Annotated in this window: 13 protein-coding genes; 2 read left to right on the top strand and 11 right to left on the bottom strand. The window is 62.3% G+C overall.

From position 1 onward, the window contains the following. Positions 1-17 precede the first annotated feature (17 nt). From D0550_RS13665 to D0550_RS13620, 10 genes are all read right to left on the bottom strand, one after another. Positions 18-1364 carry a hypothetical protein gene (locus tag D0550_RS13665; RefSeq protein ID WP_153067157.1) on the bottom strand — a complete coding sequence of 449 codons (1347 nt, stop codon included), beginning with the start codon at positions 1362-1364 and terminating at the stop codon, positions 18-20. A gap of 174 nt (positions 1365-1538) precedes the next feature. Continuing rightward, positions 1539-2411 (bottom strand): helix-turn-helix transcriptional regulator, encoded by an 873-nt coding sequence (locus D0550_RS13660; RefSeq protein ID WP_241520799.1) that lies wholly within the window; start codon positions 2409-2411, stop codon positions 1539-1541. Positions 2412-2528: 117 nt separating this feature from the next. Beyond that, a complete protein-coding gene (gene soxA / locus D0550_RS13655; RefSeq protein WP_116809754.1) occupies positions 2529-3299 on the bottom strand; it encodes a sulfur oxidation c-type cytochrome SoxA in 771 nt (256 codons plus the stop codon). After that, positions 3299-3619: a thiosulfate oxidation carrier complex protein SoxZ gene (gene soxZ, locus D0550_RS13650; protein WP_116809753.1), complete on the bottom strand. Its 321-nt coding sequence runs from the start codon at positions 3617-3619 to the stop codon at positions 3299-3301. The genes soxA and soxZ overlap by 1 nt, the downstream gene beginning before the upstream one ends. Then, positions 3616-4005 carry a SoxY-related AACIE arm protein gene (locus D0550_RS13645; RefSeq protein ID WP_116809752.1) on the bottom strand — a complete coding sequence of 130 codons (390 nt, stop codon included), beginning with the start codon at positions 4003-4005 and terminating at the stop codon, positions 3616-3618. Before D0550_RS13645 ends, soxZ begins: the two co-directional genes overlap by 4 nt. Beyond that, a complete protein-coding gene (soxX, locus tag D0550_RS13640) occupies positions 4002-4457 on the bottom strand; it encodes a sulfur oxidation c-type cytochrome SoxX (protein ID WP_116809751.1) in 456 nt (151 codons plus the stop codon). The genes D0550_RS13645 and soxX overlap by 4 nt, the downstream gene beginning before the upstream one ends. A 2-nt stretch (positions 4458-4459) precedes the next feature. Beyond that, positions 4460-5749, bottom strand: a complete 1290-nt coding sequence (locus tag D0550_RS13635) for an NAD(P)/FAD-dependent oxidoreductase (RefSeq protein ID WP_116809750.1) — start codon at positions 5747-5749, stop codon at positions 4460-4462. After that, entirely contained in the window at positions 5727-6020 is a 294-nt protein-coding gene (locus D0550_RS13630; RefSeq protein WP_116809749.1) for a c-type cytochrome, read from the bottom strand. The genes D0550_RS13635 and D0550_RS13630 overlap by 23 nt, the downstream gene beginning before the upstream one ends. After that, entirely contained in the window at positions 6017-8185 is a 2169-nt protein-coding gene (locus tag D0550_RS13625; protein ID WP_116809748.1) for a xanthine dehydrogenase family protein molybdopterin-binding subunit, read from the bottom strand. The genes D0550_RS13630 and D0550_RS13625 overlap by 4 nt, the downstream gene beginning before the upstream one ends. A gap of 13 nt (positions 8186-8198) precedes the next feature. After that, positions 8199-8669 carry a (2Fe-2S)-binding protein gene (locus D0550_RS13620; RefSeq protein WP_116809747.1) on the bottom strand — a complete coding sequence of 157 codons (471 nt, stop codon included), beginning with the start codon at positions 8667-8669 and terminating at the stop codon, positions 8199-8201. Between the two features lie 289 nt (positions 8670-8958). On the opposite strand from D0550_RS13620, the gene D0550_RS13615 reads away from it, so the two are divergent. Then, positions 8959-12147, top strand: a complete 3189-nt coding sequence (locus D0550_RS13615) for a beta-phosphoglucomutase family hydrolase (protein ID WP_206606266.1) — start codon at positions 8959-8961, stop codon at positions 12145-12147. A 1-nt stretch (position 12148) separates the two neighbouring features. On the opposite strand, the gene D0550_RS13610 is transcribed toward D0550_RS13615, so the two are convergent. After that, positions 12149-12778 carry a histidine phosphatase family protein gene (locus tag D0550_RS13610; RefSeq protein ID WP_116809746.1) on the bottom strand — a complete coding sequence of 210 codons (630 nt, stop codon included), beginning with the start codon at positions 12776-12778 and terminating at the stop codon, positions 12149-12151. A gap of 160 nt (positions 12779-12938) precedes the next feature. Here D0550_RS13610 and D0550_RS13605 point away from each other — a divergent pair. Continuing rightward, on the top strand, positions 12939-15369 hold a 2431-nt coding region (locus tag D0550_RS13605; RefSeq protein WP_153067156.1), incomplete at its 3' end, for a phosphoketolase family protein.

Below are 15369 nucleotides of genomic sequence, written 5' to 3'. Positions count from 1 at the left end.
CGGCGGCCGGGTCGATCTCACGGCTGCTGAAATCTGAGCTGGGCCGACACGGTCACATGCCGCGTCGAGAGCGGATAGCCCTCGATCGTGACGACACCCTGCTGAATGGAGCCAGTGAAGGCTGCTTCGCCGCCAAGCGCGGTGAAGCTCAACCGGCCGTTCGCATCGCTGGTGAAGTCACCCGCGGCCTGCACGAACTGCTCGAGATTGCCGGAAGGCCTTTCTTCGACCCACACGTGGCGCAGCGTCCAGGTGCCCGCGCCGTCACCATCGTAGTCCCGCAGCGACAGCCGCCCACCCGTGACCCTTTCAGGGTTCTCCCAAGTCTCGCGAGGCAGCTCGTCGGACGGCAATCCCCGTCCGTTGTACTGAACCAGATCGAAGAAACAAGGCTCGCCCGGGTTGGCGGGGGTGCACAGGCCCGTCTGCACTCGAATGTTTGAAATGAGCGTTACGAGCTCACCCTGCAGCGTGGTGTATTCCGCAGAGACCGCCACCGGGTTGGACTGAGGCGCACTGGCAGGTGCCGTGTACACAGCCGAACGGTCGTCCTGTACCGCAACGGTGCCCACGTGGCCGTCACCGCCCGACACTCCGTTGACCGACCAATTCCTGACGAGATTCCGGATCACCGTGCTCGGCTGACACTCGGAGAGGAGTGTCGTGAGCAGGTCGTCGGACTGCACGGGCGCGCAAACCACAACCGACAGAGCGACAGTCTCGCCCGGCTTCACCGTCGCGGACCCCGGCGAAAGCTGCGCGCCAGCCACGGCCGACCAGTCGCTGAAGTGAGTCGTGTTGACCGACACGGTCCCTTCGTCTGCATCGAGCGTCGTTTGGTGCAGCTCCCAGAAGCCGTTGCGATTCTGGCTCGCCACGCGCAGCAGTTGCGGTGCCGTGCCGAGGATCTGATCGGGCGTGTAGTTGAATGTCAGTCGAATCGGGCTGGCAAACGTGACGCCTTCGGGGCCGAGCCGGAAGGCGCCGCCGATCTTCCCGTGTGCGTTATTGGAGATCGGCTGAATGCTGAAGGTTTGCTCCGCCGTGAGCGCGCCAGCAGGCACCTCGACGCGCAGCGTACCGTCGGCCGACTCGAGCACGCCGCCTGCCGGGCCGATCGCTTGCGTCACCGCTGCGTCGAGAGGGCTGCCCACCTCAGTGGCAACCGCTGTAACGGGATCTCTCTGGGTTGGCGGCGGCGGCGGGGGCGGCTCATTGCGGCCGCCGTCGTCGGAGTTCGAACCACCACCACCACCGCATCCGGCAAGCATCAATAGCAAGCCACCGGTCCAGATCATGCGCGCAGCGCCATTGCTGACTGCGCCCCGACCCACCCTCGTTCCAAAAAACATCGATCTGTTCACGCTTTCTCTTGCCTCTGCAGGTACGACGTGTGGCTGGCCAATAGCCGAAAAACGCCACGCGATTCGGACAGCATCGCGGCGAGGAGGCGTGCGTGTCTTGGTGTCAGGCGAACTGATGCTGCAGGGAACGAAGATCGTGACCTAAGGGCATGCGCTGCCCTGTCGATACGAACGTCAGCGAATGCGCTTGCGCATCGCTTCTGCCCGAACGTCCGAGGGCGTTACGCCATAGCGGCGGCGAAAGGCGCGATTGAAATTGGAAAGATCCGCAAATCCAGACTCGAACGCGATCTCGGAAATGGGCCTTACCTTAGTACCTGCGTCCAGTCGCTGGAACGCCAGCGTGAGCCGGCTGTCACGCACGAACTCCGTAAACGTCGTGCCATCGCTTTCGAACAGATGCTGGATGTAACGCGGCGTCACGCCCTGACTGCTGGCGATGGAGCTGACACTGAGCGCGTGATCGCTGACGCGATCGAGAATGTCTTGCTTGATGAGCTCGAGTCGAGCGGCACGAATGCCACGCTCGTTACGTTCCGCGCCTCCCTGCACGAAGCCGTCCAGGACCACGGCGATCAGATCGTGAATGTGACTCGCGGCCATCTGCCGCGCCTTGTCCCCTTCCGGCGGTGCTTGCCGCAGCAGGTTCGCGTAACCGATAAACAGCGAGGCACCCGGGGCGTTGCGTGGAATGTGATAGAACGGCGCGAGATCGAGACGAGGCACGCGCGCAGCTATTTGCAAGCACCCGAGGGAAACCAATTCCACCGTGGCGCGAGCATGCCGGACTTCAAACCACGTGCCTTCGTTGATGATCATCAGGTCGCCGGCTTTGACGGTGAAAGCCCGACAACCCGCCACGGAAACCTCGTGATCCTCGGAAACGATTGCGAGCGTGTAGTTGTCACGTCCATCGCCAAGAAGATCGCGCGGGCGGGTGCCAATGATCGACGGATAGTGAGCGCGCGCGATACCCACGGCATCCGGCAACTCGAACACCGCGATGTCGATGCGCTGGTCGGCATCGTTCAACGGAGTGAACCGCATACCCGCCCAATTGCGCGCAATAAAGTCGTGGAGGTACGCCAAACGCTCCGGTTCGGGCACACTCTGCGTCGAGACTCGCTGCACCTGTGCTGTCATTCCGTCAGGTCACGTCCAGGCTTACGGCCGCACCGCCGGAGCTTCCATCTGCAAGCCCTGGGCGCGCTCCATTAGAAACAATTCGATATCCACGAACTCCGGCGCACCGAAATCGAACGGCTGAGCTCGCACCCCGACCAGACAGCCGCGCAGCCGGCGTTGCAGGGACCCGATATTTTGCCATTCCAGGCGATACAACGGATAACCCGTCGCGTGGCCTTGGGGAATGATGCTGCCGCCGAGCCGGGCGCCCCAACGCTCATCGTGGCAGGAAGCACAGGACAGTTGCAGTTGCCCCAGGCGCCGCTCGAACCAGGCGCGACCGTTGTCGCGGAACGGCTGAAGTCGAGGGTCTGCGGGAGGTGCTACAGGCATGTTCCGGGACTGGTAGGCAACGTATGCGGTGAGTGCCAGCAGCTCATCGCTTTGCTGAGTCAGTGGCGGCGCGCCCTGGCGCTTTGTGCGGCACTGATTGATGCGGCTCATCAGATCGATCGGCCGTTTCGATTCCTCATCGAAGGCTGGGTAGCGGGCCGCGACGCCACGCATGCTCTTGACCGCATCGTCATGGCAGCTCGCGCACGATCTGGCAGCGGTGCCTTGTGACTCACTCCACAGGCGCTCGCCGTTCGCGACCCACAACATGCCGGGATTGCTGGTTTCGTCGGACTGCATGGCTTGCGTCTGCGGCGACATGAATTCGAAGCCGGAACGCCGGTCCTTCGGAGCGATGTCAGCAACGGCGCTCACGGAAGCAACCACCAATGCACCCAACAGCGCGAGCCGGAACATTACGTCACCGTAAGCTCGGCGGACGTGTTCTGCGTCTCACCTTTGTCGTCGGTCCACTCGAACGTCAGCGTGCCGCTCTCGGTCGCAACGGCGCTGAAAGCCATGTAGGGATTGGCTGCGATCGCCGGAAACAGCTCGGCGGAGAAGATCTCCTCGCCCGCGTATTTACAAACGAACCGATGGATGATGTTGCGTGGAATCGTGACGCCATTCGGCCCCTCGCGATAGCCCGTTTCCATCACATGTTGAATCATCACGCGGATCTCGATGATCTCGCCGCGCTTGGCCGTTTTCGGGACGTTGACGAGCGCGCGGGTCATTGCTGAGAGATATCCTCGATGCAGGCCGCGAGCGTCACGATCACCTTTGCCTGGGCGGACCAGAACGCGCCATCACTCGTTTCAGCCAGTGCGACTACCGTTTGCGAAGCGGCCAGGCGAATGCGCGTCGCCACGCGCGCGCGGCCGCTGCGTGGACTGAGATGAAACACGACGACGTCGGCCTGCGGATTCTTTTCGTTGAACAGCGCGATGCGCCGCACGTGATCGGCCGCAGTCATGGGACTGTCGACTTCGACACTCACGGGCACTGCGTTGCCGTTCTCCACCAAAGGCGAGATCTCGAACTTCACGCGAGCTTCGCGCACGACGGCGCCACCGGTGAACGAGCGAATCGCTTCATCGAGCGTCGGCCGAGTGATCTTCATCGCCGCAACGTCTGCAGATAGGCCACCAAATCCTCGATCTCCTCGGCCGTGAGCACCGGCTTGTTACGCCAACCGTCGGCGACGCGAGTGTCCTTGTCATTCGCGATGACGCCGTAATACGTGGGCATGATGCTGGCCGGATTCAATCGCTTCGTATCCACGATGCGCAAGCGTAACTGCCCGGCCGACAGTCGCTCGCCGATGCCTGTCAGGTCCGGAGCAAGCGTCCCCTGCAAGTGAGGATCGGGGAACGGGCCCGAATGGCACAACACGCAGAGGCTCTTGTGCCGCTGCTGTATGAGTTCGGCGCCTCGCTTCGCATCGCCGGCCTGCCCCGTCAACGATTTCTCGATGGCATCACCCGTGACAGCGTACGGTTGCACGTTCTGCAGTGGCGAAGTCGCCGACGCCACGGACGTCAACGCGCACAGCGCCCACAGTGGCCACGTCATCCTCATCCGAAGACGCCGTGAGTGATGGTCTTGAACCACGCTTCCGCGTATGTCGCTTCTTGTGCGCGCACCGACTTCGGCGCATCGAGCTGACTGACGCCACCCGCGCCCGGCACATCGGTGAGCAAACCATTCGCAGGTTGATAGACGCCGGCAATGGAGATGCCATAGTCCGGTGCCACCAGGCTGTAGCAGGTATTGATGAGCTTGGGCGTCGCAGGCGTCCGTTCGCGAAGTAAATCCACCACGGCTGCGGCACAAACGCGCGCTTGGGAATTCGCTGAGAACGCCGATTTGGGCATGCCGCCAGCGATGATGGCATCGCCAATCACGTGCACGCCCGGTTGCAACTTCGATTCGAACGTCACCGGATCGACCGGACACCACCCAGTTTGATCGGCTACGCCGGCGATCGCTGCGACCGCCGCGGCACGCTGCGGAGGAATGACATTGCCCACATCGGCGCGGTGGCTGTCGAATTCCGTAACGAACGTGCGAGTGTCCGGCTCGACGCGAGTGACATTACCGCCGGACGACAGGCCCACCCACTCGATCAGGCCTGGATAAAGCTCCCGCCACGCCGCCTCGAACAGTTTCTGTTTTGAGAATGCATCCTTGGCGTCGAGCAGGATCAGCTTGGAACGCGGCTTGTGCGTCTTGAGGTAATGAGCAATGAGGCTGGCGCGCTCATAGGGCCCGGGCGGACACCGGAACGGATTGGCCGGCGCGGACATCACGACCACGCCGCCATCCTTCATCGCTTCGAGCTGACGACGCAACAACAGCGTTTGCTCGCCCGCCTTCCATGCATGCGGCATTACTTCCGCCGCAGCTTCGGTGTAGCCAGGAAGTGCGTCGAAGCGCACCTCCACTCCCGGCGCCACGACCAGGCGATCGTAGGTGAGCTGCTTGCCATCATCGAGACGAACCGTCCGTTGCCTGGCGTCGACCGCAGTCACTTTGCGATGGACCACATCGATGCCAGCGGCTCGCACCCGGTCATAGCCGAACTTCTGCTGCTCCAATTGGCGCAGCCCGGCGATCACCGCGTTGCTGAACGGACAGGCGATGTAAGTTGAGTTGGCTTCAACGAGCGTCACCGCAATGCTGCGATCCTCGCTCTTGATCAAGCGAGCGCAACTCGCACCACCGAATCCGCCACCGATGACAACGACGTGCGGCGCTGCCTTCGTCGCCGCGCGAGCCGCAGGCATTCCGAACGCGGCCAGCACGCCGCCCGCTGCGAGACCGCCGAGGACAGCGCGCCGACTACTTTGCTTTGGAGCGCGCATACCAGTCGGCGATGGCCTTGATCTCTTCATCCGAAAATCCCTTGGCGATGCGATCCATCACGGTGGCGGGACGCGTACCGGCGCGAAACGCCTGCATTGCCGTCACGATCTGCTCGGCCTTGAAATTTCCGAGCGGCGGCACCGGGCTGCCATCCGCCGCGACAGTGTGGCATCCGAGGCACGCTGCAGCGCCGGGCGGTGAAGCAGCCCAGGTGGACACTGGTGCGGCGATCAGTGTCGCCGCGACCAGCGTATAGCCCCAACGAATCATGCGAGGCTATGTTTCTTTAGCGGCAACGTACGAATACGTTTGCCGGTGGCTGCGAACAACGCATTGATCACCGCCGGAGCGGCCACTGCGATGGTCGGCTCACCCACGCCGCCCCAGAATCCGCCCGACGGCACGATGTGAGTTTCCACCTTCGGCATCTCCGCCATGCGCATGACCTGATAGGTGTGGAAATTGTCCTCGACCATGCGGCCGCCCTGCATCGTGCATTCACCGAACAGTGCCGCCGACAGTCCATAGACGAACGAGCCTTCCACCTGACGTTCCACCTGCGCAGGATTGACGACGTGTCCGGCGTCGGTCGCTGCGACGATGCGATGAATCTTCATCTGACCATTGGTTACGGATACCTCCGCCGCAGCGGCCACATAGCTACCGAAGCCCATGATCTGAGCAAGGCCACGCCCCACGCCCTTGGGCGCCGGTGTGTCCCAACCGATGCCTTTCGCCACCGCTTCCAAAGTGGCCAGATGCTTCGGATGATTCTTCAGCAGTTTGCGACGGAACACGAGCGGATCCTGGCCGGCCGCATGCGCCAGCTCCTCGATGAACGATTCGAGATAGAACGCGTTCTGATTCAAGTTCACACCGCGCCAGAACCCCGGCGGCACCGGTGGATTGCGCATGGCGTGATCGACCAGCAGATTCGGAATGGTGTAGCCGATGTGGCCCTCATCGCCGGTCAGGTTCAAGCCTTGGAACACGGCGGGATCCTTACCGCCCTGCATGCCCTCGGGCCGTACCGCCGCCAGAATCGACTGGCCGGAAATGCGCATGTGCATGGCCGTCACGTTGTTTTGATCGTCCAACGAGGCAGTGAACTTGCACTGGGTGGTTGGATGATACGCACCGTGCAACATGTCCTCTTCGCGCGTCCAGATCATCTTGATCGGCGTGCCCGGCATCTGCTTGGCAATCAGCACCGATTGATGCACGTAGTCCTGGAAATTGCCGCGTCGGCCGAAGCCGCCGCCCAAATGCAGTTTGTAAACTTCACATTGTTGCACCGGCAGGCCCGCCGCCTCCGCCGCCGCTGCCAGACTCGCTTCACCGTTCTGCGTCGGCACCCACACTTCGCATTTCTGCGGCGTGTAGAGCGCGGTTGCGTTCATCGGCTCCATCGTCGCGTGGTTCTGATACGGATAGGCGTAGACGGCCGAGATCGTCTTCTTCGCTCCCGCGAGCGCAGCCGGCGCGTCGCCTACGGTTGTTTGTACGAAGGCATCCTTCGCATCCAAACCGCCCTTGAGCATCTCGGCGATGGACTCGCTCGACACCCCCGTGTTCGGACCTTGATCCCACACGATCGGCAATGCATCCATCGCGGTCTTCGCCTGCCACCAAGTGTCGGCGATGATGGCGATCGTCGTGTCGTCGATCTGCGCAACCTTACGCACGCCCGGCATTTTCGAGACTGCCGAGGCATCGAAGCTCTTGACCTTGCCACCGAAATACGGGCACGCGCGCACCGTTGCATTCAACATGCCCGGCAGCTTCAGATCCGTGCCATAGATCTGCTTGCCGGTGAGCTTGTCCGCCGTGTCCAGGCGCGGCAGCGGCTTGCCCGCAATCTTCCAATCTTTGGGATCCTTGAGCGTCACATCCTTGGGCGGAGTGACTTTCGCAGCAGCGGTGGCCACTTTGCCGAAGGTGACTTTGCGATTGCTCGGCTTGTGAGTGATGACGCTGTTGGCGGCAACACATTCGCTCGCCGGCACTTTCCACTCGGCAGCGGCGGCACTAATCAGCATCTGGCGTGCAGTGGCCCCGCCCTTGCGCACGTACTCGTGCGACTCGCGAATACCCCGGCTGCCACCCGTGGAAAAATTACCCCACACCCGATCGCGCGCCAGATTCTGGCCCGGGGTCGGGTATTCCGTGGTGACCTTGGACCAGTCGCACTCCAGCTCTTCGGCGACGAGCTGTGCCAGGCCCGTGAGGGTGCCCTGGCCCATCTCGGAACGGGCGATGCGAATGACGACCTGGTCGTCGGGCTGGATGACGACCCATGCGTTCACTTCCGCCGCGGTCTTGGCGGGCGCCGCGCCCTCGGCAAAAGGCACATGAAAGCCCAGCGACAAGCCGCCAATGGCGGAGGCCGAGCCGATCAGAAAGCTACGACGAGAAACCTGCGTTGCCATGCTCATGAGGCCCCCTTCCTTAAGTGCTCTGCTTGGCCGGCAGGCCAGCGGCGGCGAGCTTGATCGCTTCGCGCACACGGTTGTACGTCCCGCAGCGACAGATGTTGGTCATGCTGGCGTCGATATCGGCATCGGTGGGCTTGGGATTGTTTTTCAGCAGCCCGGCCGCCGCCATGATCATGCCCGACTGGCAGTAGCCGCACTGGGGCACATCGAGCTTCAGCCAGGCCTGTTGCAGCGGGTGGGAACCATCGCTTGACAATCCTTCGATGGTCGTAATCTGTTGCTCAGCTGACAGCGCGCTGACAGGAAGTACACATGAGCGCACCGGATTGCCGTCGATGTGTACGGTACACGCACCGCATTGAGCCACGCCGCAGCCGTACTTCGAGCCCGTCAGGCCGACTTGCTCCCGCAATACCCATAACAACGGTGTATTCGGGTCCACATCGATATCGCGGACAGTTCCGTTGACGTTCAACTTGGCCATACTTTCTCCTGGCAATCGGGCTGGGGGCACAGCGGGCGGATGCCGAAATATAAGCCGTCGACGCCGGAAGGCAAACGGCGCAGCGGCAACGCGCAATGAGCGCGCAGATTTCGCAGGATGAGACTAGTGAGCCGGAGTTTCAGGCAAGCGCCAACGCTGCAGCCAGCTGCTCGAAAATATCGTGCCGTAATCCTGCGCTCACATTGAAAAGTAGGCCCAAGGGGCAGTAGGCAGGTCCCAACCGGGCTCGCAAGCTCAAGGGCCGGTCCGGCATCACAGGGGCACAGCCGTGAGCGCTACAAGTGGCCTGCTCGTCACAGTTTCGCCGCGGGATTTCGACGCGGTGCTGTTCGATCTCGACGGTGTCCTCACACCGACAGCAGCGATTCACGCGGCAGCCTGGAAGCGCATGTTCGATGATTTTCTGCGCCATCGCAGCGAGGTCACGCAGCAACCCTGCGTCGACTTCGATATCGCCAGCGACTATCGCCGCTATGTGGATGGCAGACCGCGTCACGAAGGAGTCGCTGCATTCCTCGCATCGCGTGAAATAGCGCTGCCATTGGGCGATCCGGACGATGCTCCCGGCGAGCAGACCATCCATGCGCTGGGCAATCTGAAGGACGGCTACTTCATGCAGCATCTGGAGCAACACGGCGTCACGCCGTTCGAAGGTGCAGCGGAGCTAGCCGCTGTGTTGCACGCACAGGGGATCAAAACCGCCGTCGTATCGTCCAGCAACAACGCCGCTGCTGTGCTCGAAGCAGCCAGGATTGCCTGCCTGTTCGATGAGCGCGTCGACGGCCAGGACGTCCGGTGTCTCGGCCTGAGGGGCAAACCCGCGCCCGATGCATTCCTGGAAGCGGCGCGGCGCCTCGGTGCGGACACCGCACGCACCATAGTCGTCGAAGATGCGACCGTGGGTATCGAGGCCGGCAAGGCGGGTGGCTTCGGTCTTTTGATAGGCGTGGACCGCGGCGGCCAATCCCAGGCCCTGCGCAAAGCAGGTGCGGATGAGGTGGTCGCCAGCCTGCTGCAAATTCAAGTCACGCCAGAGGCGGCCGCCACCTGGTCGCTGGTCTACGAAGACTTCGACGCCCCGAGAGAACGTACCCGCGAAGCTTTGTGCGCACTCGGCAATGGCTACTTCACCACGCGCGGAGCAGCGGCGTGGGCGCGGGCCGACGGTGTGCACTATCCAGGGACTTATCTCGCCGGAGGTTACAATCGCCTGTGCACCGACATCGCCGGCCGCGTCGTCGAGAATGAGGATCTGGTCAATTTCCCCAACTGGCTGCTGGTCCAGCTGCGCCTCGACACTGCCGACTGGTTCAACGAGCAGCACGTACGCATTCTGTCGTACCGCCAGGAGCTCGATCTCCAGCACGGCGTGCTGTCGCGAACGCTGACGTTCGAGGATCAGTCGCAACGACGCAGCACGCTGCGAGAGCGCCGCCTGGTTTCCATGGCGGAGATGCACCTGGCCGCACTCGAAATCACTGTCACCGCCGAGAACTGGTCCGGGCCGGTCACGGTTCGCTCGGCCATCGACGGGCACATCGTCAATGCCGGCGCGAAGCTGTATGAGAAATTCAACAATCGCCATCTGCAAACGATCGGCAGCGAGCAGATTGGAGACGACACGGTGCTGCTGCACGTGCGGACCAGCCAATCGAACCTCCACGTGGTGGAAGCGGCGCGTACGCGTTTGTTTCGTGACGAGCGGCTCGCGATAGCGATCCGACGCGAACTGCTGGAGCGCGACTTCATCGGCCAGGAAATCGAGGTGCAGCTGGCCGCGGGTGAGACTCTGACCATCGAAAAGATGGCCGTGCTCTACAGTTCCCGAGACGCCGCGATCTCCGAACCCGTGGTCGCGGCTCGCAATGCCATCATGCGAGCCGGATCGTTCGCGCAAGCGCTCGATGCGCACAGCCTCGCCTGGAGCCAGTTGTGGCGCAGCTTCGATTTGGATCTGCACTCCGCCAGGGCGCCGTTCAGACTGAACATCCCGATGCTGCTGCGGCTCAATACGTTTCATCTTTTGCAGGCGGCATCGCTCAACTCCATCGGGCTCGACATCGGTGTGCCGGCCCGCGGCTGGACGGGCGAAGGTTATCAGGGCCACATCTTCTGGGACGAGCTATTCATCTTCCCGACGCTGGCGCTGCGCCAGCCGGAGATCACGCGCTCCCTGCTCATGTACCGATACAAGCGTTTGAGCGAAGCGCGCGAAGCCGCGCGGCGCGCCGGTTTCAAGGGCGCGATGTTTCCGTGGCAGAGCGGCAGTGACGGCCAGGAGGAAACGCAGGAGCTCAACCTCAATCCGCACTCGCAGCGCTGGGTGCCGGACAACAGCTTTCGCCAGCGGCACGTGAGCAGCGCGATCGCCTGGAATGTCTGGGAGTATGTGCAGATCACCGACGACCTCGAGTTCCTGCAGTTTTATGGCGCGGAGCTGTATCTCGAGATCGCTCGCTTCTGGGCCAGCATCGCCACCTACAACGAGACGCGTGGACGTTACGAAATCCACGGCGTCATGGGGCCCGACGAATTCCACGAAGGCTATCCGGATTCGTCCACCCCGGGGGTCGACAACAACGCGTACACCAACGTCATGGCCGCCTGGATTCTGTGGCACGCGCAGAAGATGCTGGATCTGCTGCCGCCCTTGCGTCGCGCCGAGATCGCGTCGCGACTGCGACTTTCCACCGAGGAAATCGTGCGCTGGGACGACATCAGCCGACGCATGTTCGTGCCGTTTCACGACGACGGCATCATCAGTCAGTTCGAAGGTTACGAAGCGCTCGCGGAGCTCGATTGGGAGGCTTATCGGAAACGTTACGGCAACGTGCAGCGCCTCGAGCTCATTCTCGAGGCCGAGAACGACAGCGCCAACCGATACAAGCTTGCGAAGCAGGCCGACGTGCTGATGCTCTTCTACGTATTCTCGACCAACGAGCTCTGCCGACTGTTCGCGCGCCTCGGATATTCATTCGATCCCGCAACGATCCCACGCATCGTTGCCTACTACGACGCCCGCTCCTCGCATGGCTCGACACTCTCCCGGGTCGTCCACGCGTGGGTGCAGGCACGCTGCGATCGACCGAAGGCCATCACCTATTTCTCCGAAGCCTTACTGAGCGACGTAAGCGATATTCAAGGAGGCACGACGGCCGAAGGGATTCATCTCGGCGCCATGGCAGGCACCGTCGATCTGGTGCAGCGGGTCTGTACCGGCATCGACGTTGCGGGCGGCATGCTGAAACTGGATCCGCGCTTGCCGGATGCGCTCGACAGACTGGACCTGCGCATCCGCTATCGCGGCCATACGCTGGATCTGTCTCTCACTCACGAAGCACTCACTGTTCGTGGCCGGGAGCCTCGCGCCGCGCCCATCAAACTGGGATTCAGAGAACGTGAGTATCTGCTGCCCGGCGGGGGCGCACACTCCTTCGATCTGCGTGCGCATGCATGACTCACTCGTCGTCACCCGCTCCCCGAGCTTCGCTTTCGGTGACCTGCGGCGCCGACGACATCAAGGGGGCGTTCCAATGCTTGATGGCTGCGATGCCGTGATAACTACTCAAGACGCTCACCGTTGCGGTGCTGAGCATGAAGTGGCTGCCGGCGGACGGCGGTAATCCGAGCCAGCGTGCGGCAAACACTCGCAACACATGTCCGTGCGCGAATACTGCGACATTCCCAATCGCCGCTCGCACTCTGGCAATGACTCGATCGATGCGCTCTGCAACTTGTTGAGGCGTTTCCCCATCTGGACAACCGTCCGTGAAAATCATCCAGGTCGGTCGCTCTGCGCGAATCTGTTGCGGCGTCAGTCCTTCGTAAGCGCCGTAGTCCCACTCCAGCAGATCGGCATCTGTTTGCGCTTGTGCGCCCAGTCCTGCGAGCTGACAAGTTTCGCGTGCTCGTTGTAATGGACTGGTGAGCACCAGAGCGAACGCCCTGCTCGCCAACAATGGCGCGAGGTGCTTTGCAGCCACGCGACCGTTTTCGGTAAGAGGAATGTCGGTGCGGCCCGTGTGCTGGCCGCTCAGGCTCCATTCCGTCTCGCCGTGCCGGACCAATAGGAGTTCCCGCGTAGTCATATCCGCTTCCAGTATGGAGCAGCGTGCGCACGCCGCGCCGAGTGCTCTATGGGACCTTGGTGACATGGAGCGAACCACACGATGCGAGGAAAGTTGCTCCTCGGCTCGCGTATGCCGCCGGCACGCACGCCCTTCACTTTCCCGATGGGATGGAGCCGTTATGAACGATGTTGCCACCGCGAAACCGCTGACCCGCGAAGTGCTGAACAAGCTGGATGCGCACTGGCGAGCCGCGAATTACCTCTCAGTCGGCCAGATTTATCTGTACGACAACCCACTGCTGAAAAAGCCCTTGGCGCGCGAGCACATCAAGCCGCGCCTGCTCGGCCACTGGGGCACCACCCCGGGCCTCAACTTCATCTACACGCATCTGAACCGGATCATCCGCGACCACGACCTCGACATGATCTACATCACCGGTCCGGGCCACGGCGGCCCGGGATTGGTCGCGAATGCCTGGCTCGATGGCACTTACAGCGAGGTATACCCGAACGTTTCGCGCGATGAGGAAGGCATGCAGCGCCTGTTCAAGCAGTTCTCGTTTCCGGGAGGGATTCCGAGCCACGTTGCGCCGGAGACGCCGGGCTCGATTCACGAAGGCGGCGAGCTCGGCTACGCGCTCTCGCATGCGTACGGCGCAGCCTTCGACAACCCGAATCTGATCGTCGCCTGCGTCATCGGCGACGGCGAAGCGGAGACCGGTCCGCTCGCGACCGGTTGGCATTCGAACAAGTTTCTGAATCCCGCAAGCGATGGCGTGGTGCTGCCGATCCTGCATCTGAACGGTTACAAGATCGCCAATCCCTGCGTGCTCGCTCGCATCAGTCACGACGAGCTCGATCATCTGATGCGCGGCTATGGTTACGCGCCCTACTTCGTCGAAGGCAACGATCCGGCCAAGCTCCATCAGACCATGGCCGCGACGCTCGATGGCATCGTGCACGACCTCCAGCGCATCAAGAAGGCCGCACAGCGCGACGGCGGAGCGAAGCGGCCGATGTGGCCCATGATCGTGCTGCGCACGCCGAAAGGCTGGACCTGCCCAAAGGAGATCGACGGCAAGCGCACCGAGGACTACTGGCGCTCGCACCAGGTGCCGATGAGCGACATGAACAAGACCGAGCACATCAAGATCCTCGAGCAGTGGATGAAGAGCTACCGGCCGGAGGAGTTGTTCGATAGCGACGGGCGCCCCAAGCCGGAGTTGTCCGAGTTCGTGCCCAAAGGCGCGCGACGCATGAGTGACAATCCGCACGCGAACGGCGGCGGACTGCTGCGGGATCTGCGCTTACCGGACTTTCGTGACTACGCCGTCGAAGTCACCGCTCCAGGACAGGTGATGGCGGAGTCGACGCGTGTCATGGGCAAGTTCCTGCGCGACACGCTCAAGCTCAACATGGAGCAGCGTAACTTCCGCCTCTTCAGCCCGGACGAGAACAACTCCAACCGCTGGCAGGATGCGCTCGAAGTGACCAATCGCGCGTGGCTGGCGGAGCGCTTCCCATACGACGATCACCTCGCACCGGAGGGCCGAGTCATGGAGGTGCTGAGCGAGCATCAGTGCCAGGGCTGGCTCGAGGGCTATCTGCTCACCGGCCGTCATGGCTTCTTCTCCTGCTACGAGGCGTTCATCCACATCATCGATTCGATGTTCAACCAGCACGCCAAATGGCTGAAGGTGTGCAACCACATTCCATGGCGTCGCCCGATCAGCTCGCTCAACTATCTGCTCTCCTCGCATGTCTGGCGCCAGGACCACAATGGTTTCAGTCATCAGGATCCCGGCTTCATCGACCATGTCGCCAACAAGCGAGCCGAGGTGGTGCGGATCTACCTGCCGCCCGATGCGAATACGCTGCTGTCGGTCACCGATCACTGTCTGCGCAGTCGCAACTACGTCAACGTGATCGTGGCCGGCAAACAGCCGGCGCCCCAGTGGTTGACGATGGATCAGGCCATCCGCCATTGCACGGCCGGCATCGGCATCTGGGAATGGGCGAGCAACGACAAAGGCAGCGAGCCAGATGTCGTGATGGCTTGCTGCGGCGATGTGCCGACGCTCGAAACGCTGGCCGCGGTCGACCTGTTACGCACTCATCTGCCGACGCTGAAGGTCCGCGTCATCAATGTGGTCGACCTGATGAAGCTGCAGCCGCCGAGCGAGCATCCCCACGGGCTTCCCGATCAGGATTTCGATGCGCTGTTCACCAAGGACCGGCCGGTCATCTTCGCGTTCCATGGCTACCCTTCCCTCATTCACAAGCTGGTCTATCGACGCACCAATCACGGCAACATCCACGTGCGCGGCTATCTGGAGGAAGGTACGACGACCACGCCCTTCGACATGGCCGTGTTGAATCGCATCGATCGCTTCCACCTCGTGAGTGACGTGATCGAGCGCATCGAGCAGCTAGGCTCGCGCGCGGCTTACGCCCTGCAAGCCATCAAGAACAAGCTGCTCGAGCACAAGCACTACATCGCCAAGCACGGCGACGACCTGCCGGAAGTCACCGGGTGGCGCTGGGGCGCTGCGAGCAAGGCCGCCGGCCAGCAAACATCCACGTCTGTCTCTTATACACATCTGACGCTGC

The organism is Steroidobacter cummioxidans (assembly GCF_003104955.1).
Note: the sequence above shows the minus strand (reverse complement) of the source record. Positions and strands in the feature narration are given on the sequence as shown.